The sequence below is a fragment of the Bacillus sp. ISL-51 genome, assembly GCF_018613535.1.
Taxonomy (GTDB): Bacteria; Bacillota; Bacilli; order Bacillales; family Bacillaceae; genus Bacillus.
The window spans coordinates 374,957-395,759 of sequence record NZ_JAGGQB010000003.1 but is presented as its reverse complement, the minus strand read 5'-3'; the positions used below and the strand labels follow the sequence as shown (position 1 = coordinate 395,759).

At 47.4% G+C, this 20,803-nt stretch carries 17 protein-coding genes; 13 read left to right on the top strand and 4 right to left on the bottom strand.

Annotated elements, in window-relative coordinates:
- Positions 1 to 117: 117 nt before the first annotated feature.
- The 7 genes from J7E26_RS03610 to J7E26_RS03580 all read left to right on the top strand — a co-directional run bounded on the left by J7E26_RS03610 (position 118) and on the right by J7E26_RS03580 (position 10,312).
- Positions 118 to 3,804: a nitrate reductase subunit alpha gene (locus J7E26_RS03610; protein ID WP_214799953.1), complete on the top strand. Its 3,687-nt coding sequence runs from the start codon at positions 118 to 120 to the stop codon at positions 3,802 to 3,804.
- The gene (gene narH / locus J7E26_RS03605; protein ID WP_214799951.1) at positions 3,794 to 5,257 is read left to right on the top strand and encodes a nitrate reductase subunit beta; all 1,464 of its coding nucleotides are present in this window, start codon (positions 3,794 to 3,796) and stop codon (positions 5,255 to 5,257) included. The genes J7E26_RS03610 and narH overlap by 11 nt, the downstream gene beginning before the upstream one ends.
- A gap of 26 nt (positions 5,258 to 5,283) precedes the next feature.
- Positions 5,284 to 5,838 carry a nitrate reductase molybdenum cofactor assembly chaperone gene (gene narJ / locus J7E26_RS03600; protein WP_214799949.1) on the top strand — a complete coding sequence of 185 codons (555 nt, stop codon included), beginning with the start codon at positions 5,284 to 5,286 and terminating at the stop codon, positions 5,836 to 5,838.
- Positions 5,835 to 6,506: a respiratory nitrate reductase subunit gamma gene (gene narI, locus J7E26_RS03595; protein WP_214799947.1), complete on the top strand. Its 672-nt coding sequence runs from the start codon at positions 5,835 to 5,837 to the stop codon at positions 6,504 to 6,506. Before narJ ends, narI begins: the two co-directional genes overlap by 4 nt.
- 148 nt (positions 6,507 to 6,654) lie before the next feature.
- Positions 6,655 to 6,888 (top strand): hypothetical protein, encoded by a 234-nt coding sequence (locus tag J7E26_RS03590; protein WP_214799944.1) that lies wholly within the window; start codon positions 6,655 to 6,657, stop codon positions 6,886 to 6,888.
- A 112-nt stretch (positions 6,889 to 7,000) separates the two neighbouring features.
- Positions 7,001 to 8,503: a cardiolipin synthase gene (cls, locus tag J7E26_RS03585; RefSeq protein ID WP_214813085.1), complete on the top strand. Its 1,503-nt coding sequence runs from the start codon at positions 7,001 to 7,003 to the stop codon at positions 8,501 to 8,503.
- An 81-nt stretch (positions 8,504 to 8,584) separates the two neighbouring features.
- Complete coding sequence (locus tag J7E26_RS03580) at positions 8,585 to 10,312, top strand: ABC transporter ATP-binding protein (RefSeq protein WP_214799940.1); 1,728 nt, start codon at positions 8,585 to 8,587, stop codon at positions 10,310 to 10,312.
- Positions 10,313 to 10,377: 65 nt separating this feature from the next.
- On the opposite strand, the gene J7E26_RS03575 is transcribed toward J7E26_RS03580, so the two are convergent.
- The 3 genes from J7E26_RS03575 to cls (J7E26_RS03565) all read right to left on the bottom strand — a co-directional run bounded on the left by J7E26_RS03575 (position 10,378) and on the right by cls (J7E26_RS03565) (position 12,893).
- Complete coding sequence (locus J7E26_RS03575) at positions 10,378 to 10,650, bottom strand: hypothetical protein (protein WP_214799938.1); 273 nt, start codon at positions 10,648 to 10,650, stop codon at positions 10,378 to 10,380.
- 68 nt (positions 10,651 to 10,718) lie between these two features.
- The gene (gene uvsE, locus J7E26_RS03570) at positions 10,719 to 11,681 is read right to left on the bottom strand and encodes a UV DNA damage repair endonuclease UvsE (RefSeq protein WP_214799936.1); all 963 of its coding nucleotides are present in this window, start codon (positions 11,679 to 11,681) and stop codon (positions 10,719 to 10,721) included.
- A 12-nt stretch (positions 11,682 to 11,693) separates the two neighbouring features.
- Entirely contained in the window at positions 11,694 to 12,893 is a 1,200-nt protein-coding gene (gene cls / locus J7E26_RS03565; RefSeq protein ID WP_214799934.1) for a cardiolipin synthase, read from the bottom strand.
- A gap of 132 nt (positions 12,894 to 13,025) precedes the next feature.
- Here cls (J7E26_RS03565) and J7E26_RS03560 point away from each other — a divergent pair, with 132 nt between their 5' ends.
- The 3 genes from J7E26_RS03560 (at position 13,026) to pyrG (ending at position 17,737) form a co-directional block, all read left to right on the top strand.
- Positions 13,026 to 15,137, top strand: a complete 2,112-nt coding sequence (locus J7E26_RS03560; RefSeq protein WP_214799932.1) for a (Fe-S)-binding protein — start codon at positions 13,026 to 13,028, stop codon at positions 15,135 to 15,137.
- A 226-nt stretch (positions 15,138 to 15,363) separates the two neighbouring features.
- On the top strand, positions 15,364 to 15,891 hold the full coding sequence (gene rpoE, locus J7E26_RS03555) for a DNA-directed RNA polymerase subunit delta (protein WP_214802082.1): 528 nt from the start codon (positions 15,364 to 15,366) through the stop codon (positions 15,889 to 15,891).
- A 238-nt stretch (positions 15,892 to 16,129) separates the two neighbouring features.
- Complete coding sequence (gene pyrG, locus J7E26_RS03550) at positions 16,130 to 17,737, top strand: glutamine hydrolyzing CTP synthase (protein WP_214802085.1); 1,608 nt, start codon at positions 16,130 to 16,132, stop codon at positions 17,735 to 17,737.
- 49 nt (positions 17,738 to 17,786) lie between these two features.
- Here pyrG and J7E26_RS03545 read toward each other — a convergent pair whose 3' ends face one another.
- Positions 17,787 to 18,308: a DUF2529 domain-containing protein gene (locus tag J7E26_RS03545; RefSeq protein WP_214802088.1), complete on the bottom strand. Its 522-nt coding sequence runs from the start codon at positions 18,306 to 18,308 to the stop codon at positions 17,787 to 17,789.
- A 164-nt stretch (positions 18,309 to 18,472) separates the two neighbouring features.
- Here J7E26_RS03545 and spo0F point away from each other — a divergent pair, with 164 nt between their 5' ends.
- The 3 genes from spo0F to fsa all read left to right on the top strand — a co-directional run bounded on the left by spo0F (position 18,473) and on the right by fsa (position 20,638).
- Positions 18,473 to 18,847, top strand: a complete 375-nt coding sequence (spo0F, locus tag J7E26_RS03540) for a response regulator (RefSeq protein ID WP_214802092.1) — start codon at positions 18,473 to 18,475, stop codon at positions 18,845 to 18,847.
- A gap of 177 nt (positions 18,848 to 19,024) precedes the next feature.
- Positions 19,025 to 19,882: a class II fructose-bisphosphate aldolase gene (locus J7E26_RS03535; RefSeq protein ID WP_061522510.1), complete on the top strand. Its 858-nt coding sequence runs from the start codon at positions 19,025 to 19,027 to the stop codon at positions 19,880 to 19,882.
- Positions 19,883 to 19,999: 117 nt separating this feature from the next.
- Positions 20,000 to 20,638 carry a fructose-6-phosphate aldolase gene (gene fsa, locus J7E26_RS03530; RefSeq protein WP_214802095.1) on the top strand — a complete coding sequence of 213 codons (639 nt, stop codon included), beginning with the start codon at positions 20,000 to 20,002 and terminating at the stop codon, positions 20,636 to 20,638.
- Positions 20,639 to 20,803 lie beyond the last annotated feature (165 nt).

Sequence of the window (20,803 nt, the reverse complement as noted above, 5' to 3'; positions counted from 1 at the left end):
TCCTTTGTGTGAACATTTTGTGAAAAAAGAAGAGTGTGTGACATAGTTCACAAGGGTACACGCTGTCTCTGTTTATAGTGAATATAGCATCACCTGACTCGGAAGGAGTGAACTCTCATGAAGAAAAAGAAAATGAGTCCGTTGTTTAGGAGATTGAATTATTTCTCTCCTATCGAACATCATTCAAATAAACATAGCCAAACCACCCGCGAAGATCGCGATTGGGAGAATGTATACAGAAACAGATGGCAGTATGACAAAGTCGTTCGCTCCACCCACGGCGTCAACTGCACGGGGTCTTGCAGCTGGAATATTTATGTGAAAAACGGAATTGTCACGTGGGAAGGACAAAACTTGAATTATCCATCAACAGGCCCGGATATGCCTGATTTCGAACCGAGAGGCTGTCCGCGGGGGGCCAGTTTTTCATGGTACATCTACAGCCCGCTCCGTGTGAAATATCCATACGTGCGCGGTGTGCTGATCAATTTGTGGCGGGAAGCATTGCAGGCTCATCAAAATCCATTGGAAGCCTGGAAATCGATCGTTGAACATCCTGAAAAAGCGAAGTCCTATAAACAGGCAAGAGGGAAAGGCGGTTTTGTGCGAGCTGAATGGCCGGAGGTGCTGAAGCTGATTTCAGCCTCTCTGCTGTATACAGTCATGAAATACGGGCCTGACCGGAATGTCGGTTTTTCTCCGATCCCGGCGATGTCCATGATCAGCCACGCATCAGGTTCGCGATTCATGTCTTTAATTGGCGGCCCAATGCTCAGTTTCTATGACTGGTATGCGGATCTTCCTCCGGCATCCCCGCAAATTTGGGGCGACCAGACGGACGTTCCGGAAAGCAGTGACTGGTACAATTCAGGCTATATCATCACATGGGGCTCAAACGTTCCGTTAACAAGAACCCCTGACGCGCATTTTTTGGCGGAAGCCCGCTATAAAGGTGCCAAGGTCATTTCAATCAGCCCGGATTTTGCGGAATCCTCAAAGTTCGCGGATGACTGGCTGAGTATCCGCCAAGGGACTGACGGGGCGCTTGCGATGGCGATGGGTCACGTCATTTTGCAGGAGTTTTATGTGAATCAAGAGACAGAGCGTTTTATCAAGTACGCAAAGCAATACACGGATTTTCCATTCTTCGTCACCCTGTCAAAAGAAAATGGCGTGTATACAGCGGGACGGTTTCTGCATGCGAAGGACATCGGGCGGCAGACAAAGCATGATCAGTGGAAGCCTGCGGTCTGGAATGAACAGACAAATGCGTTTGCCATACCGCAAGGAACAATGGGCTCCCGGTGGGACGGGCAGCAGAAATGGAATCTGCACATGACCGATGAAGACACCGGGGAACTGATTGAACCCCGCCTCTCTGTACTTGGAATAGAGGACGAAATCGGCACGGTGCGCATTCCGTATTTTTCAAATGACGGAAACAAAGTGCTTGAGCGGAATCTTCCTCTTAAAAAACTGAACCTGAACGGCGAAGAGGTGTACGTCACGACCGTGTTTGACTTGATATTGGCCAACTACGGCGTGAACCGGGGCATCGGTGAACAATCAGCTGTCTCTTATGATGATCCTGAGCCGTTCACACCTGCCTGGCAGGAACAGATGACAGGAATTAAAAAAGAAGCCGTCATTAAGATTGCCAGGGAGTTTGCTCAAAATGCGATCGACACAGACGGCCGGTCCATGATTATCGTAGGGGCGGGGATTAACCACTGGTTCAACTCCGACACGATCTACCGGGCGGTGTTAAATCTTGTTTTACTTGTAGGCGCGCAAGGCGTAAACGGCGGAGGCTGGGCCCATTATGTGGGGCAGGAAAAGCTCCGTCCTGCTGAAGGGTGGCAGACGATTGCAACTGCAAAGGACTGGGAGGGCGTGCCCAAGCTGCAAAACGGCACCTCATTTTTTTACTTTGCGACAGACCAGTGGCGTTACGAGGACCAGCCGATCAGTGACCTGGCTTCACCGATCGCTGCGTCATCCCGCTACAAGCATCACGCCGATTACAATGTGCTGGCGGCGCGATTAGGGTGGCTGCCGTCTTACCCGACCTTCAATCAAAACGGCATTGATCTGTACAAAGAAGCTGAAAAGGCGGGGGCAGCAACACCTGAAGACGTTGGTGCGTACGTGGCCTCACAGCTTCAAGAGAAAAAGCTGAAATTTGCGATTGAAGATCCTGACAATGAAGTGAATTTTCCAAGGAATCTCTTCGTATGGCGGGCAAATCTGATCTCCAGCTCAGGAAAGGGTCATGAATATTTTCTCAAGCATCTGCTGGGGACGACGAACGGTTTGATGAATGACGACGGCGACAGCATCCGCCCTGAAGAAATCAAATGGCGGGAGCAGGCGCCGGAAGGAAAGCTCGACTTGTTAATCAATCTCGACTTTCGAATGGCCGGTACGGCGCTGTATTCCGATATCGTGCTGCCGGCGGCGACATGGTATGAAAAACACGATCTCAGCAGCACAGATATGCATCCGTTCATTCATCCTTTTGCTCCGGCCATCTCGGCACCGTGGGAATCGAAGTCAGACTGGGATATTTTCAAAGCACTCTCAAAAGCCGTTTCCGATCTGGCAGAAGAAGTCGATATGGAGCCGGTGAAAGAAGTGGTCGCGACGCCGCTCCTTCACGACACCATGCAGGAATTGGCGCAGCCGTTCGGCAAAATCAATGACTGGAGCAAGGGCGAATGTGAAGCCGTTCCGGGAAAAACGATGCCGAACATCCAAGTAGCAGAACGGGATTACAAGCACATTTTTCATAAAATGACCGCGCTCGGGCCTAATGCGGCTTTAAAACCGAGCGGAATAAAAGGGATGAGCTGGTCGATCGCCGATGAATATGAATCACTCAAAAAGAGACTGGGAGAAATCACCTCTGACAGTATCGCAAAAGGGTGTCCGAATATAAGTGAAGCGAAGCAGGCGGCGGAAGCGATTTTAACCCTGTCGTCCACTTCAAATGGAAAAGTCGCCGTAAAAGCATGGGAAACACTTGAAAACATCACAAACCTGAAGCTGAAAGACCTGGCGGAAGAACGCGAAGAAGAATGCTTTACGTTCGAACAAATTACAGCTCAGCCGAAAACGGTCATCACGTCTCCGGCATTTACCGGCTCAGAAAAAGGGGGGCGCAGGTACTCGCCGTTTACGACGAACGTAGAAAAATTAATTCCGTGGCGAACACTGACCGGCAGACAATCTTATTATGTCGATCATGAACTGATGATGGAATTCGGTGAAACGATGGCGACATTTAAACCGATCCTCCAGCATCGTCCGTTCCTAAGCAAGCGGCCTGATCAAGAGGGCAAAGAAATCATCCTCAATTATTTGACGCCGCATAATAAATGGTCCGTCCACAGCATGTATTTTGATTCCCTGCCGATGCTGACGCTGTTCCGCGGCGGGCCGACCGTGTGGATGAATAAAGATGATGCAGAGGACACGGATATCAAAGACAACGATTGGATTGAATGCTTCAACCGAAACGGCGTTGTCGTCGCGAGAGCGGTTTTGTCTCACCGGATTCCTAAAGGAATGGCGTTTATGCACCATGCCCAGGACCGCCACATCAACGTGCCCGGCACAAAACTGACGAATAACCGCGGAGGCACCCATAACAGCCCGACAAGGATTCACGTCAAGCCGACACAGATGATCGGGGGCTACGCCCAGCTCAGCTACGGCTTTAATTATTACGGTCCAACGGGGAATCAGCGCGACCTGAACGTTGTCATCCGCAAGCTGAAGGAGGTCGATTGGCTTGAAGATTAAAGCGCAAATCGGTATGGTCATGAACTTGGATAAATGCATCGGCTGCCACACGTGCAGCGTCACCTGCAAAAACACGTGGACAAACCGTTCCGGTGCGGAATATATGTACTTTAATAATGTAGAAACAAAGCCGGGCATCGGCTACCCGAAGCAATGGGAGGATCAGGACAAATATAAAGGCGGCTGGACATTGAAAAAAGGGAAGCTCGAGCTGAAATCCGGCTCGAAAACGAATCGGCTTGCGGGCCTTTTCTATAACCCGGATCAGCCGTCAATTGATGATTACTATGAACCTTGGAACTATGATTATGAAACATTAACAAACAGCCCGCAGAAAAAACACCAGCCAGTGGCGCGCCCGAAATCTTCTTTGACGGGGGACTTCATGAATATTGAATGGGGCCCGAACTGGGAGGATGATCTCGCAGGCGGCCACATAACGGGACTTGAAGATCCAAACGTGCAAAAGATGGAGGAATCGATCAAAACGGAATTCGATGAGGTCTTTATGATGTATCTGCCGCGTATTTGCGAGCACTGCATCAATCCGGCGTGCGTTTCATCCTGTCCGTCCGGCGCCATGTACAAACGCGAGGAAGACGGCATCGTCCTCGTTGATCAAAACGCATGCCGTTCATGGAGATATTGCGTCTCATCCTGCCCTTATAAAAAAGTATATTTTAACTGGCAAACGAACAAAGCGGAAAAATGCACACTCTGCTTTCCGCGCTTGGAGGCGGGACTGCCGACCATCTGCTCCGAGACATGTGTCGGCAGAATCCGATATCTGGGTGTCATGCTGTATGACGCGGACAAAGTGGAGGAAGCGGCATCGGTTGAAAATGAAAAGGATCTCTACCATTCCCAATTGGATGTTTTTCTTAATCCGAATGATCCTGAGGTTGCCAAACTGGCAAAAGAACAAGGCATCCCGGCTGAGTGGATAGAGGCCGCGCAGCAATCGCCGATCTATAAAATGATTATTGACTGGAAGATTGCGCTGCCGCTTCATCCTGAGTACCGGACGCTGCCGATGGTTTGGTACATTCCGCCGCTGAGCCCGATTATGAATCTCTTTGAAGGAGAAGGCAGCCGGCAATCTGCGGAAGATATTTTTCCGGCTATCGACCAAATGAGAATCCCGATTGACTATTTGGCGCAGCTATTAACGGCCGGTGATACGGATCATATTCGGTCAACGCTAAAGAAAATGTCTGTCATGCGCCAGTATATGAGAGCGGTCCAGACGAATAAATCCATCGACCCGGCACTGATTTCCAGTGTCGGCTTAACAGAACAGCAAATTGAAGACATGTATCGGCTGCTTGCGATCGCCAAATATGATGACCGCTTTGTGATTCCGAGCAGCCATCGAGAAGAAGTGTCTGATTTATACGCTGAACAAGGGAGCTGCGGCTTATCATTTTCAGGCGGCCCCGGCTCTTGTTTCTAACTTTTGATTAAATGAGGTGTAACAAGATGAACACCATAGATCGGCAAATTACGTTCTCCGCTCTTTCCTGTCTTCTTTCCTATCCGGATGAAGAGTGGAGAGCCGAGCTTCCCGATTGGAAGGCTCTTATCCATGAAATCGGCAGCCAGCAAATCCGGGAGAAGCTGCTGCGCTTTTTCGAGGCGTCAGCCAGCTTTTCACCGGAAGCGCTGATTGAACACTATGTCTATACATTCGACTTCGGGAAAAAAACGAATATGTACGTCACCTATTTTAACTCAGGCGAGCAAAGGGAACGCGGCATTGAATTGCTGCATCTAAAAAACACATACCAGCAATCCGGTTTCCTGCCGACAGAGAAAGAGCTGCCTGATTACCTGCCGCTTATGCTGGAATTTGCAGCGGTTGCGGAGATTGAAGCAGCGAGAAGCGTGTTTGAGAAATATCTGTCCAATGTGAGGGAGCTGGCATCCCGCCTCGAAAAAAATGACAGCATATATGCTGAGCTGCTGCATGTGCTGCTGGCCGCGCTGGAAAACATCGGCGTGCGTGAAAGCATTGAAGGGGCTGTTCAGGCATGAACGGACAGATCCTGTGGGGCGTGATGCCATACATTGTTTTGACGATCTTTATCGGCGGCCATATTTACCGCTACCAGCATGACCAATTTGGCTGGACGGCGAAATCAAGCGAGCTGTTAGAAAAGAAAAAACTTGCGGCGGGCAGCACACTTTTTCACTGGGGCATGCTGTGTGTTATCGGCGGGCATCTCATGGGAATTCTGATCCCGGAAGCCGTGTACGCTTCCATTGGCATTTCCGAGCATGTTTATCACAAAATGGCGATTGGCGCGGGCCTGCCTGCAGGGATCGCGGCGTGTATCGGCCTGTTCATTCTGATGTACAGAAGACTATTTGACAAAAGGATCCGCAACACCAGCTCACCGTCGGATTTTCTTACGCTCATTCTGCTGCTGTTTATGATGCTGTCGGGCGTTGCCGCCACATTTCTCAACATTGACTCAAAGGGCTTTGATTACCGGACAACAGTCGGTCCGTGGTTTAGGGAGCTCTTTATGTTCAGGCCTGATGCCTCTTTGATGGAGAGTGTCCCGCTATGGTTTAAGCTTCATATCATCATAGGATACGTCGTTTTTATCCTGTGGCCGTTTACAAGATTGGTTCACGTATTCAGCCTGCCGCTCAAATATGTGACCCGCAGCTATGTTGTATATCGGAAACGCTCGTAAAAATCCCCCTTGCAAGAGGGGGATTTTTATGATGATGAAAACAAGTCTTTATAACATAAGATATTTTTTGCCAAGGTATTGGCTGGGCGGCCGGGATTCCTGTAATGTTTGTATTTGGAAGTATCATCAACTAAAAGGAGAGTGAAGAATGAAGCGGATCTTACTATTCAGACATTCTCAAGTATTAACTGGCGGCACAGCCTTCTTCTTTCTGATTAATATCCCGTTTTATGTATTTTTTCTCATCAGAATGGGCGTGGCTTTTACGATATCCACCGTGTTTGTCGTGACGATGCTGACTTTGTTCACGGGGTCGGCCGCTGGCTGCCGGCTTTTTCATTTTCGCCTCTTCCCGGAGCTCGTCCATTCGCAGGAAGTCTAGTCAAATGCCTCCTCAGCCTGTATAGGCGGGGGAGTCTTTTTGACAGAAAGGTTTATCCCGTCCGGCCAAGAGGAATAAACAAGTCATGAGGGCTTGATGGGAGAGAACGAGAATGGTGAGAAGAAGACTGGAGTTTTTGTTTTTATATATTATGCTGATCGGGGCTTATGCCGTCTGGGCCTTCCCGGTATCCAAGCCCGCGTTTTATGGCGGGCTGGCTTGCTACGCAGGTATTATAGTATTCAGCATTTACTCGCTGATGCTGGAAAACCGGACATCTCAGCATACGCTGCTGTGGATTCACGTGCTGATTTTTTTCCCGATCGCCGGGTATTTGTTCTACCTGTTTTCCGGCCAGCTTTACGAAAAGGGCAAGCTGTTTCGGTCGAAGCGGACGTATAATCGGGAAAAGCTGAGAAAGATATTTGATATGGAGAAAACCCCTGAGCTGTCAGGACTGAAAGGGAATCAGAAACGTTTCTTTCAATATTCAATCAAAGCAGCCCATATGAATATCAATACGAAAAGCAAACTGAAAGTGCTCAAAAATGGGGATGAAACCTTTCCCGAGCTGTTTGAGGCGCTTCGCCAGGCGACATCATTTATACATATTGAGTATTACATGTTCAAATCTGACATGCTCGGCCATAAAATGATGGACATTATGATGGAAAAAGCGCGCCAGGGAGTGGAAGTGCGGTTTTTATTCGACGCGGCGGGCAGCCTGAAGCTGGCGGGGAAAGACATAAAGAAATTGAAGCAGGCGGGTGTGGACATCGTCCCGTTTCTGCCATTGAAATACGGTTTTTTTAATCAAAAATTCAATTTTAGAAATCACCGTAAAATCGTCATTGTTGACGGCATAGTCGGATTTGTCGGAGGGCTAAATGTCGGCAAGGAATATATCAGTAAAGATAAAAACGTCGGGTTTTGGCGGGATACCCATGTAAAGGCGGAAGGAGAAATCGTTCAGACGCTGCACAGCATTTTTATGCTTGATTGGGAATACGTCTCGGACGAGGTGCTCATTGACCAGGAAGCCTACAGCCGGCCGGTTCCCGCAGAAAGCGGCGGCGTATATCAAGTCGCCGCAACGGGTCCCGATATGAAGGAACGGATGAGCGACCTTTATTATGCCATGATTTCAGCCGCCGAGTCGTCCGTATGGATTGCGACTCCTTATTTTGTGCCGAATGAGTCGATTCGCACAGCTTTAAAAGAAGCCGCTGCAAGAGGAGTTGAGGTGCGTGTTATGGTGCCGGAAACCAATGACGGGTTTTTCACGCAATATGCGACAAGGTCATATTTTCCGGAGCTTCTCCGTGAAGGGATTGAAGTGTACTCGTATCAGAAAGGCTTTATGCATCAAAAGGTTCTCATCACTGATGGAAATTTGGCCTCCGTCGGAACGGCCAATATGGATATGAGAAGCTTCCAGCTTAATTTTGAAGTTAATGTCTTCTTTACAGACGAAGACGCTGTCCGCGACCTTGAAGCTCAATATAGGGAGGACATGGGGGAGAGTGAGAAAATCAGCCCCGTCCGTTTCTACAAGCGCAATATAAGGGAAAGAACGAAAGAATCCTTCGCGCGGTTATTTTCAGGCGTTTTATAAAGAAACGCTTTAAAAACGCCTTGTGTATAGTATAATTGAGAAATATTATCATTAAGCACGACGCACAGGGGGGACAGAAACGTGCTGCGACAATTTTTCTCTTATTATAAACCGTACAAAACGTTATTTTTTCTCGACTTTTTTTCTGCCATTGCCGGCGGCTTAATGGAGCTGAGTTTTCCTTTGATCGTCAACTATTTCATTGATACGCTGCTTCCGGGCCGGGATTGGAGTCTGATTATTTTGACTTCGGCTGCGCTATTTGCCGTGTACGCTCTCAGTTCGGGCCTTCAATATGTCGTCACCTACTGGGGGCATATGCTCGGCATTAATATTGAAACCGATATGAGAAAAAAGCTTTTTGACCATTTGCAAAAGCTTTCTTTCAAATTTTACGATAATAATAAAACGGGCAGCTTAATGTCCAAGCTTACTAATGACTTGATGTATATCGGAGAAACCGCCCACCACGGGCCGGAGGACTTGTTTATCGCCGTCATGACGATGTTAGGCGCCTTCGGAGTCATGCTGTTCATCAACTGGCAGCTCGCGCTTTTGACCTTTATCATTATGCCGGTCGTCATTTGGCTCGCCTTGTATTTCAACAAAAAAATGACCTATGCCTTTACAAAGCTGAACAAAGACGTCGGCGATTTCAGCGCGAGGGTCGAAAACAATATCGGCGGTATCCGGCTTGTGCAGGCATTCAGCAATGAAGCGTATGAAAAACAGCGGTTTGACGTGAATAACCAGCGTTTCCGCAAAACAAAGTTAACGTCATATAAAATCATGGCGAAAAACGGCTCCATCAGTTACATGCTGACGCGTTTTGTTACGCTGTTTGTCCTTTTATGCGGTACGTGGTTTGTCATTCGCGGCTCTTTATCCTACGGGGAGTTCGTTGCCTTTGTGCTGCTGACGAACGTATTGTTCCGTCCGATAGATAAAATTAACGCTATTATCGAAATGTATCCGAGAGGCATTGCCGGTTTTAAAAGCTTCATGGAGATTTTGGAAACGGAGCCTGACATTCAAGACGCCCCGCACGCGAAACATGTATCTGATTTAAAAGGAAATATCCGCTACGAACATGTTTCATTCGGCTACGATGAAAACAGTCCTGTTCTGTCTGACATTAACCTGTCAATTAAAGCGGGGGAGACTGTCGCATTTGTCGGACCTTCCGGAGCGGGGAAATCAACGCTTACGAGCCTGCTGCCGCGGTTTTATGAAGCGGCTGAAGGAACGATTTCGATCGACGGCATCGATAGTAAGGACATGACGCTGTCGTCGCTGCGCGGACAGATCGGCGTCGTTCAGCAGGATGTCTTCCTGTTTTCCGGCACATTACGGGAAAACATTGCTTACGGAAAGCTTGACGCCTCAGAGGAGGACATTTGGCAGGCCGTCAGACAGGCGCATTTAGAAGACTTAGTAAACAATTACCCTGACGGCTTAAACACGGTCATCGGCGAACGCGGGGTAAAGCTTTCCGGAGGTCAGAAGCAGCGTCTTTCCATCGCCAGAATGTTTTTAAAGAATCCGTCTATATTGATTTTGGACGAGGCTACATCTGCGCTGGATACAGAAACCGAAGCCGCCATTCAGAAATCGCTGCGGGAGTTGTCTGAAGGGCGCACGACGCTTGTTATCGCTCACCGTTTGGCGACGATTAAACATGCGGACAGGATCATTGTCGTCACAAAAGAAGGAATCGCCGAAGAGGGAAGCCATAGCGAGCTGCTTGCATCCGGCGGCATATACAGCAGGCTTCATCAAGCCCAATTCGGTGAGGTCGCCTTCCAATAAACAAAAAAGGATAGACCCGGCGGCTTTGCCGTCCTTCGTCTATCCTTTTTTCTATGTAATGGGGGTTAATGCGCTTCTTTTTGCGCAGGTTCTATTATGTTTTTAAATTTATCGACAAGCTGAACCGCTTTCTTTCCTTCCACCACAATTAAATATTCTTTTTCTTTATGAGCCATTCTGAATGTTTCAAGCTCAATGATATCCCTGATTTTGCACATCGTTTTTTTGGAGTAGATATAAAGTTCATGGCTGCCCGTATGGCAAAGCTGATATAGCTGGATTAAATTTCTTAACGTAAACGCCTGAGCGGCTACTTTCAGAGATGTAATGTTTTTCATGTTCTTTTCCTCCATCTGATGGTCTGATATTGTGTTTCGTTCCCCTTTTCAGCGGGTGATAAACCTGTCTATGACTTCCACTTCAGCACGCCGCCCGTCAGGCGTTTGACGCCGCGGATGGCGCTTAATTCTTCGACGAGTCTAAGCAGCGCCCGGTCTTTTTCTTTTGCTTCAATCATAAAATCAATGTCAGTCTCCCATTGCCTGAACCGTTCCAAGAGCGGCAGGACAAAGTTTGCATCGACATAATCGGCGTGGCTGCGGATTGCTGACTCTGATTTCGGTGAAGAAAGGTGTACTTTCGGCTTTAAGCCGATCCGCCGCCATGTTCGGATCATTCGCGGAAGAATATCATCTAAATCGGCGTCATCGGCCGGATTTGCGTAAAAATGATGATAGTCAAAGACGAACGGAATCCCCTCATTCTCGCAAAGGCTGAGCGTTTCTTCCGATGTATAGGTTTTATCATCATTTTCCAAGGTCATCCGCTGTTTTATGAAATCCGGCAGCTCCTTCATATTCAGGCGGAAGCGGTCAATCGCGCTTTTTTTATCTCCGTATGCGCCTCCGATATGAATATTAATATTTGACCGATCAGCTAATCCCATTGCTTCAAGCATCTCGTAGTGATAAGCCATATCCCTCACCGCATTAGCAGTAATCGCTTTCTTCGGGCTCGTAAACAGCGTAAATTGGTTCGGATGAAAGCTTGTCCTGAGCTGATGTTTTTTGACAAGCTCCCCGATCTCCCGGAATTCCTGTTGAAAGGGTGTGACAAAATCCCACAGCACATCCGGATGGGTTGCAAGCGGCACGATGGAGCTTGAGAACCGGTACAGCGGGATTCCGTGGCCGATCACGTAATGGATGGTGCGCAGCGTGTTGGTGATATTGGCCTTCGTCACAGAAAGCAGGGCCTCTTTCCGCTCCTGGGCGGGCAGTTTTGTATAACGGGCGTAAGTTAAGGTTTTTGCAGGGGACGCATCCCAAAGGCTCATGGCGTTTGAGACAAATCCGAATCTGAACAGCATAACGTTTCTCCTTTATAAAAAGTAAGATATGGCCTTGCCGATCCATTCCGCTGGCAGCTGTCTGACGGAGCGGTTTTTCACTTTTTCTTTTGTCAGGAGCTCAGATTTTTTGATGTCCTGAGTGATGGTGGAGAGCACTTCTTCCGTAAAGGCCAGGTCATGAATGATAACGTTGACCTCTTCATTCCAATACAGGCTCCGTTTATCAAAATTCGGCGTGCCGATTATGCTGATGCGGTCATCAATAATGATGGCTTTGACATGGTAGAAGCCCTGATAATAACGGTAGATCAGGCAGCCGGCTTCAAGAAGCTCTGGATAATACGTAAACGCCGTTTCCCGGACGAGCGGATGGTCTGATTTCATCGGCACCATTAAGATGACCGCCACACCCTTTCGGCAGGCTGAGATCATCGCCTCTTGAAGTTTTTTGCTCGGAATATAATAAGGCGTGCAGATAATGATTTTTTCTTCCGCCTTTTTAATGCAGCTCTCGTAATGTTTTTCAAGTGAGAAACCGTCAGACGCATAGATTCTATGAGAGATATTCCCTTGCGGCAGCGGCGGATAAACCTCCGGGGACTCGGTCGTTTTTCCGGTATTCCGCTTGAGGTCGCTTAAAAAAAGGGTTTGCAGATCCGCCGTGCCTTCGCCGGTCATCCGCAGGTGATAATCCTCCCAGGTTCCGAATTTGGCTTTTTTGCCGAGATATTCTTCCGCGATATTAAAACCGCCTACATAGCCGATTTTGCCGTCGATAACGGTCACTTTCCGGTGGTTCCGCTTTTGCAGGCGGAAAAAAAGGTACGGAAAACGCGGCTTGTTCAAAAAATGCACGTGAACGCCGGCCCTTTTCATCGTTTGGACCGCCGGCTTTTTTACTTGATGGCTTCCGGCCCAATCAAGCAGCAAATAAACGGAGACGCCGGCCTGTGCTTTTTCTTTTAATAAATCAAACATGTCATGGCTGACTTGATCGTTCTTCATAATAAAAAACATCATATGAATAGAAGAGACGGCTTGGCGGATATCAGCCATCATCCGTTTCACAAGATCATCGCCGCAGTGAATGAGCTCAATGTCACTTTTTTTTGGTGAAAAAACGGGCTCGTATGCTTTTTTTCTGTACGCAGCGCGGCCCATCAGCATATCAAGCAGCACAAGTCCGAGCAGAATGATAAAAATGGCAAGTAACACAAATAAGACCTTCATACCGACGCTCCTTTCCAAAGTATAGGTAGTGTGCCCGGAGATCATAAATTTAATTATTGACTGAACACTCATTCATTATTTATGATAAAGATAATACTGGAAGAGGGGAATCAGAACAAAGGGGGAGACAAGATGAACGCTTTTCTCACTGTAAACGCGCTGCTGTTCTTAGCTGTAACCGCTTACGCCGTTTATTTATTCGTTTATTTAATCAGAACAAGGGTGGCTTATATTAAGCTCGGCCAAAGGGAAGAATTTGATAAACGCCTGAAGGAACGTTTACAGATGATATGGGTGAATGTTTTCGGGCAGAAAAAATTGCTGAAAGATAAAAAAAGCGGAATCATTCACGTACTGTTTTTTTACGGCTTTATTCTCGTACAGTTCGGCGCGATTGATTTTATTATGAAAGGGCTGCTGCCTGACCGGCATTTGCCGTTCGGCCCGGTTTATCCGGCGTTTACCTTTTTTCAGGAAATCGTCACGTTTCTGATCTTAGTTGCGGTCGTCTGGGCGTTTTACCGCCGCTACGTCGAGAAGCTCGTCAGACTGAAACGCGGCTTTAAAGCGGGGCTTGTCCTGTTGTTCATCGGCGGCCTGATGGTAACGGTTCTTTTCGGAAACGGCATGAATCTTCTGTGGCACGATCATTCTCTGTCTTGGACTGAGCCGATCGCTTCCTCGATTGCGTTCATACTTGGCGGCCTCACGAAGCCCGCCGCAGCCGCTGTGTTTTATGTCTCATGGTGGCTTCATCTTTTATTCCTGCTCAGCTTTTTAGTGTACGTGCCGCAATCAAAGCACGCACACTTAATTGCAGGCCCGGCCAATGTATTTCTCAGCAGGCTGGATTCAAGAGGGAAGCTGGAAAAGATTGATTTCACCGATGAAACGAAAGAAAGCTACGGCGTCGGAAAAATTGAAGATTTTCGCCGATCCCAGCTTGTCGATCTCTATGCGTGCGTGGAATGCGGGCGCTGCACAAATATGTGTCCGGCCTCGGGAACAGGCAAAATGCTTTCTCCGATGGATTTGATTTTAAAGCTCAGAGACCACCTCACAGAAAAAGGCGCTGCCGTGACGTCAAAATCGCCGTGGGTGCCTGCACCCGTTTTTCAGCATACGAAAGCGAATCAGCTTGCCGCGGCTTCCGCAGGGGGCGGATCGCGTGAAGCGGCCGCAGCCATTGACTACAATCCGAGCTTAATCGGCGAGGTCATCACGGAAGAAGAAATTTGGGCATGCACCACATGCCGGAACTGTGAGGACCAATGTCCCGTCATGAATGAACACGTCGATAAAATCATTGACCTGCGCCGTTACCTTGTACTGACGGAAGGAAAAATGGACAGCGATGCTCAGCGGGCGATGACAAGCATTGAGAGGCAGGGAAACCCGTGGGGCTTAAACCGAAAAGAACGGGAAAGCTGGCGTGAGCAGGCAGCTGATACAGTGATACCGACAGTCAAAGAAATGAAAAAACAAGAGAAAGAGTTTGAGTATTTGTTTTGGGTCGGCTCTATGGGCTCCTATGACAACAGAAGCCAAAAGATCGCCGCCGCTTTTGCGAAACTGCTCAACGAAGCCGGCGTTTCCTTCGCGATTCTCGGCAATAAAGAAAAAAACTCCGGCGATACGCCGCGCCGCCTGGGCAATGAGTTTCTGTTTCAGGAGCTGGCGGAGAATAACATTGCCGAATTCGAAAAACATGGGATCAAAAAAATCGTCACGATTGACCCGCATGCCTATAACATGTTCAAAAATGAATATCCGGACTTCGGATTCCAAGCCGAAGTCTATCATCATACTGAATTATTAGCCGAGCTGGTAGAGCAAGGAAAACTAAAACCGCTTCACCCGGTAAATGAAACGATTACTTTCCATGACTCATGCTACTTAGGCCGATACAATGAAGTGTATGACCCGCCGAGAACCATATTAAAAGCCATTCCGGGCGTGCAGTTGAAAGAGATGGAGCGCAGCCGCGAAAACGGAATGTGCTGCGGCGCCGGCGGCGGGCTTATGTGGATGGAAGAGGAGACGGGAGCGAGAATCAACACGGCCCGGACTGAGCAGGCGCTTTCTGTCAGCCCGACGGTCATCAGCTCCGGTTGTCCTTACTGCCTGACTATGCTCGGCGACGGAACAAAAGCGAAAGAAGCAGAAGACCGCATCGGCACTTATGATGTCAGTGAATTGCTCGCCATGTCCGTATTTGGCGCCGAAAAACAAGAGTCCGTATAAAAGAAAAGAGCCGCCCGCACATATGCCGGCGGCTTTGTTTTCGCACATTCGGCGATTTATCAAAGAGCTCTGCTAAAATTTCTTAAATTACGCTGTAAAGGGTAGCATATTCTGTTTTAATTTGTTTATAATGAGAGGTATGGTTTATGAACAAAACAATACAAAATCGTTCTTATTATAGGATAGAAACAGATACATATAAGTAATAGAAAGGGAGTGTCCGACCTTGGGTATCAAACAATATTCACAGGAACAGCTAAAGGAAATGGCTTTAGTTGAAATCGCTCACGAAATCTTCTCAGAACATAAAAAACCGGTTCCTTTCCAGGAACTGTTAAATGAGATTGTCTCCTTGCTCGGCGTAAAAAAAGAGGAACTGGGGGACCGCATTGCACAATTTTATACCGATTTAAACATTGACGGCCGCTTTCTTGCTTTGTCTGACCAAACGTGGGGGCTTCGCAGCTGGTACCCGTATGATCAGCTTGATGAAGAAACACAGCCGACCGTAAAGGCGAAAAAGAAAAAAGCGAAAAAAGCCGTTGAAGAGGATCTTGATCTTGACGAGTTCGAGGAAATTGACGAAGATGATATCGATCTCGATGAGGTTGAAGAGGACTTGGTTCTGGAATCAGACGACTTTGACGACGAAGATATCGATGAAGATGAGGACGAAGATCTTGAGATTGATGAGGAAATCATCGACGAAGATGAAGAGGATTTGGATGAGGAAGACGAGGAGCGCAAAGACTGATATTCTATCTCGAAAACGATCTTGACTTTCATTGTCGAACTATGTAGTATGTATTTTGGGCTCTTCAAAAAGAAGAGAATTCATATGAGTGCTACGCTCCCTTTCAAGAAATTGAAAGGGAGCTTTCTTATTTTCACCTCCCAAATTCTTTTACAGCATCATTTGATATATTTAAATGATTTTCTATAAAACGGTACATTTTAAGAATGTGTAAAGACCGAAGAGAGGAGCAAACGAAATGACGAAATATATTTTTGTAACCGGGGGAGTTGTATCTTCACTCGGAAAAGGAATTGTAGCTGCATCACTGGGGCGCCTGCTGAAAAACAGAGGCATGAACGTCACAATCCAAAAATTCGACCCTTATATTAACGTTGACCCGGGAACGATGAGCCCGTACCAGCACGGAGAGGTTTTCGTTACGGATGACGGCGCTGAGACTGACCTTGACTTAGGCCATTATGAGCGCTTCATTGACATTAACCTGAACAAATTCAGCAACGTCACAACTGGTAAAATCTATTCTGCTGTTCTGAAAAAAGAACGCCGCGGAGATTATCTCGGCGGAACGGTGCAGGTCATTCCGCACATCACAAATGAATTGAAAGACCGCGTCTACCGTGCCGGCAAAGAAACAAATGCGGATGTCGTCATTACGGAAATCGGCGGAACAGTCGGAGACATCGAATCTCTTCCGTTCCTCGAAGCAATCCGTCAAATGAAAAGCGACATCGGCCGTGAAAATGTTATGTACATTCACTGTACGCTTGTTCCCTACATCAAAGCAGCGGGCGAGCTGAAAACGAAACCGACGCAGCACAGCGTGAAAGAATTGAGAAGCTTAGGTATTCAGCCGAATATTATCGTCGTTCGGACGGAAATGCCGATTTCTCAAGATATGAAAGATAAAATCGCGCTTTTCTGCGACATCGATACAAAAGCCGTCATTGAATGTGAAGATGCGGACAACCTCTACTCCATCCCGCTTAACCTTCAGGAGCAAGGACTCGATAAGCTTGTCTGCGAACATATGCAATTAGAGTGCAGAGAAGCGGATATGACCGAGTGGAAAGGCCTTGTAAGCAAAGTGAAGAACTTGTCCAAAACGATTACAATCGGCCTTGTCGGAAAATACGTAGAGCTTCAGGACGCCTACATTTCCGTAGTTGAATCGCTTCGCCACGCTGGATATGCATTTGATGCGGATGTTAAAGTCAAATGGATTAACGCTGAAGAAGTGACAGAAAGCAATATTCAAGAGCTGACAAGCGGCACAGACGGAATTATCGTTCCGGGCGGCTTCGGGGACCGCGGTGTAGAAGGAAAAATCATCGCTGCCCGCTATGCGCGTGAACATAAAGTTCCGTTCTTCGGCATTTGCTTAGGCATGCAGATCGCATCCATTGAATATGCAAGAAATGTACTAGGCCTGAAAGGCGCTCATTCCGCTGAGATTGATCCGTCTTCTCCTTATCCGATCATCGACCTTCTGCCTGAACAGAAAGATGTGGAGGACCTTGGAGGAACGCTTCGTCTCGGACTTTACCCTTGTAAGCTTCAAGAAGGCACGAAAGCTTATGAAGCGTATGCGGATGAAGTGGTATATGAACGCCACCGCCACCGTTATGAATTCAACAACGAATTCAGACAGCAAATGGAAGACAGCGGTTTTGTCTTCTCCGGCACAAGCCCTGACGGACGACTTGTGGAAATTATCGAGCTGAAAGACCACCCTTGGTATGTGGCTTGCCAATTCCACCCGGAATTCAAATCAAGACCGACAAGACCGCAGCCTTTGTTCAAAGACTTTATCGGTGCTTCCGTACAAGCTGCAGAACAGAAGTAATCAAAAAAAGACTTGCCGTCGTAATAAGCGGCAAGTCTTTTTTTCTGTATCAGGCATATTCCTGCAGCATTTCCTTTAATGTGAATGACAGTGCATGATAGACATACAGACCCGTCATTAAAGAAGGAAAGCCGTATCTTGTTCCGTCCTCATCAGGGAGAAGGGGCATTTTTAATTTGCTGTCAATATGAACATCGCAAAACGCCTCGATTCCGGGCTGGCCTTTCACAATAGGAGACACGCATACGAGGCCGACGCCTTTTTCATAAAGCTCTTCAGCCAGCGCCTGTTCCCCGGCAGTGCCCGGATCTGAACAGAACATCAGCACCCTGTCGCTTTCGGTAATCGCCTCAGCTGTTTTCGGAAATGCTTTGACAGACGGCAGCGGCTCGGAGCCGAGTTCCGCCTCGCACAAAATGCCCTGCATCTCATTTGCGCCGTACAAATAAATCGAATGCCCGCTGACGGCTGCCTGCGCCAATAACCGCGCACCGTCTTCAATTGCATCAGATTCCTTATCCTGAATGCGGGAAAAAATGCCCGTAAGCTGCGTCGTGAATATCTTTAACATGAGTGAAACCTCCTTAACACATACAAGATCAGTATACAACAAAAGAGAAAATTCTCAGAAAATGTCGGAAAGTAGACTATTATAATTAAAGGAAATGCGAAAATCAAACAGAATACATAAACGACTGCTTCCTTTTGACGAAAATGATAATATTGGGGTGTAAAATGATGAATGAAAAGATTTTAATCGTAGATGATCAATACGGTATTCGTATATTGCTGAACGAAGTATTTAATAAAGAAGGGTACCAGACGTTTCAGGCCGCCAACGGCATTCAGGCTCTTGACATCGTGACGAAAGAACGGCCGGACCTCGTCCTTTTGGATATGAAAATCCCCGGCATGGACGGCATCGAAATCCTGAGGCGCATGAAAATGATTGACGACTCAATCCGCGTAATCATAATGACCGCTTACGGAGAACTTGATATGATTCAAGAATCAAAAGAGCTCGGCGCCCTGACGCATTTCGCAAAACCTTTTGATATTGACGAAATCAGGGATGCGGTGAAAAAATATTTACCTCTAAAATCGAATTAATAAAATTAGAAATAATTGAAGGTCATTGTGTTGCCCATTTGTCGAAAAGTTGGTATCCTAGAGATGGAGAAAAAGCGATCTGTTGTTTTACATATGACAGGCTTTTATGGTCATGCTATAGGGTGGAAAGCTTTTTTCGCAAGAAGCAAATCAGGCTACATAAGGAGGACTTTCGACATGCCTTTAGTTTCAATGACGGAAATGTTGAATACAGCTAAAGAAAAAGGATATGCTGTTGGACAATTTAACTTAAATAACCTTGAGTTTACTCAAGCGATTTTACAAGCAGCACAAGAGGAAAAATCCCCGGTTATTCTTGGTGTTTCAGAAGGTGCGGGACGCTACATGGGCGGCTTCAAAACAGTCGTGGCCATGGTTAAAGCACTGATGGAAGAATACAAAGTGACGGTTCCTGTCGCAATTCACTTAGACCACGGTTCAAGCTTTGAATCTTGCGCGAAAGCGATTCATGCAGGTTTCACTTCTGTTATGATCGACGCATCACACCATCCGTTCGAGGAAAACGTAGCGACTACTGCTAAAGTGGTTGAGCTTGCTCATTTCCACGGTGTGTCAGTTGAAGCAGAGCTTGGAACTGTCGGCGGGCAAGAAGATGATGTCATCGCAGAAGGCGTTATCTACGCTGACCCTAAAGAGTGCCAAGAGCTTGTTGAACGCACTGGCATCGACTGCCTTGCACCTGCATTAGGTTCAGTCCACGGCCCTTACAAAGGCGAACCAAACCTTGGTTTCAAAGAAATGGAAGACATCGGTAAGACAACCGGCCTTCCGTTAGTTCTTCACGGCGGTACAGGTATCCCGACTGCCGATATTAAAAAATCTATCTCACTTGGTACGGCTAAAATCAACGTAAACACTGAAAACCAAATTTCTTCTGCTAAAGCTGTGCGCGACACATTGGCAGCTAAGCCGAACGAATACGATCCTCGTAAATATCTTGGACCGGCTCGTGACGCGATCAAAGAAACGGTTATCGGTAAAATGCGTGAGTTCGGTTCTTCAAACCAAGCTTAATCCGATTGTAACATCAATAACCGCCTGACAGCTTTGACAGGCGGTTTTATGTCTATCTTTAGAAAGCGCAATCATGTTTTACAGTTCTGAAAATTTCTTTACTGGGGGGCTTTCCTTATGTTATTTTTCATTGATACAGCTAACATTGACGAAATTAAAGAAGCGAACGAACTGGGCGTTCTTGCCGGAGTCACGACAAACCCAAGTTTAGTAGCAAAAGAAGCCAACGTGTCTTTCCATGACAGACTTCGTGAAATTACAGAAGTAGTGAAAGGATCAGTAAGCGCCGAGGTCATTTCTTTAAATGCTGAAGAAATGATTGAAGAGGGAAAAGAATTAGCGAAAATCGCGCCGAACATCACGGTGAAAATCCCGATGACATCCGAAGGCTTAAAAGCCGTGAAAGCGCTGAGCGACTTAAACATCAAGACAAACGTCACGCTTATTTTCAGCGCCAACCAAGCGCTGCTGGCGGCGAGAGCAGGAGCCACTTACGTATCTCCGTTCTTAGGCCGTCTGGATGATATCGGCCATAACGGTCTTGAGCTGATTTCGGAAATCAGACAGATTTTTGATGTGCACGAAATCGGTACGCAAATCATCGCAGCTTCCATCCGTCATGCACAGCACGTGACAGAGGCAGCTTTACGCGGTGCGCATATCGGTACAATGCCGCTGAAAGTCATTCATCAGCTGACAAAACACCCGTTAACGGATAAAGGCATCGAGCAATTCCTGGCAGACTGGAATAAATAAGGGCGAAAAGGGCGGCAAACCGGATCCTTCCGTTTGCCGCACCTTATTTTCCCTGTTTTACAGCGGGCCTTCAAGCTGATATCGAAGTGAAGAGTGCGTTTCCCCGGAATGATAAATCCGGCGGGTCTCTGTACATCCTGTGAAAAAATCCCCGCAAAGCTTCGC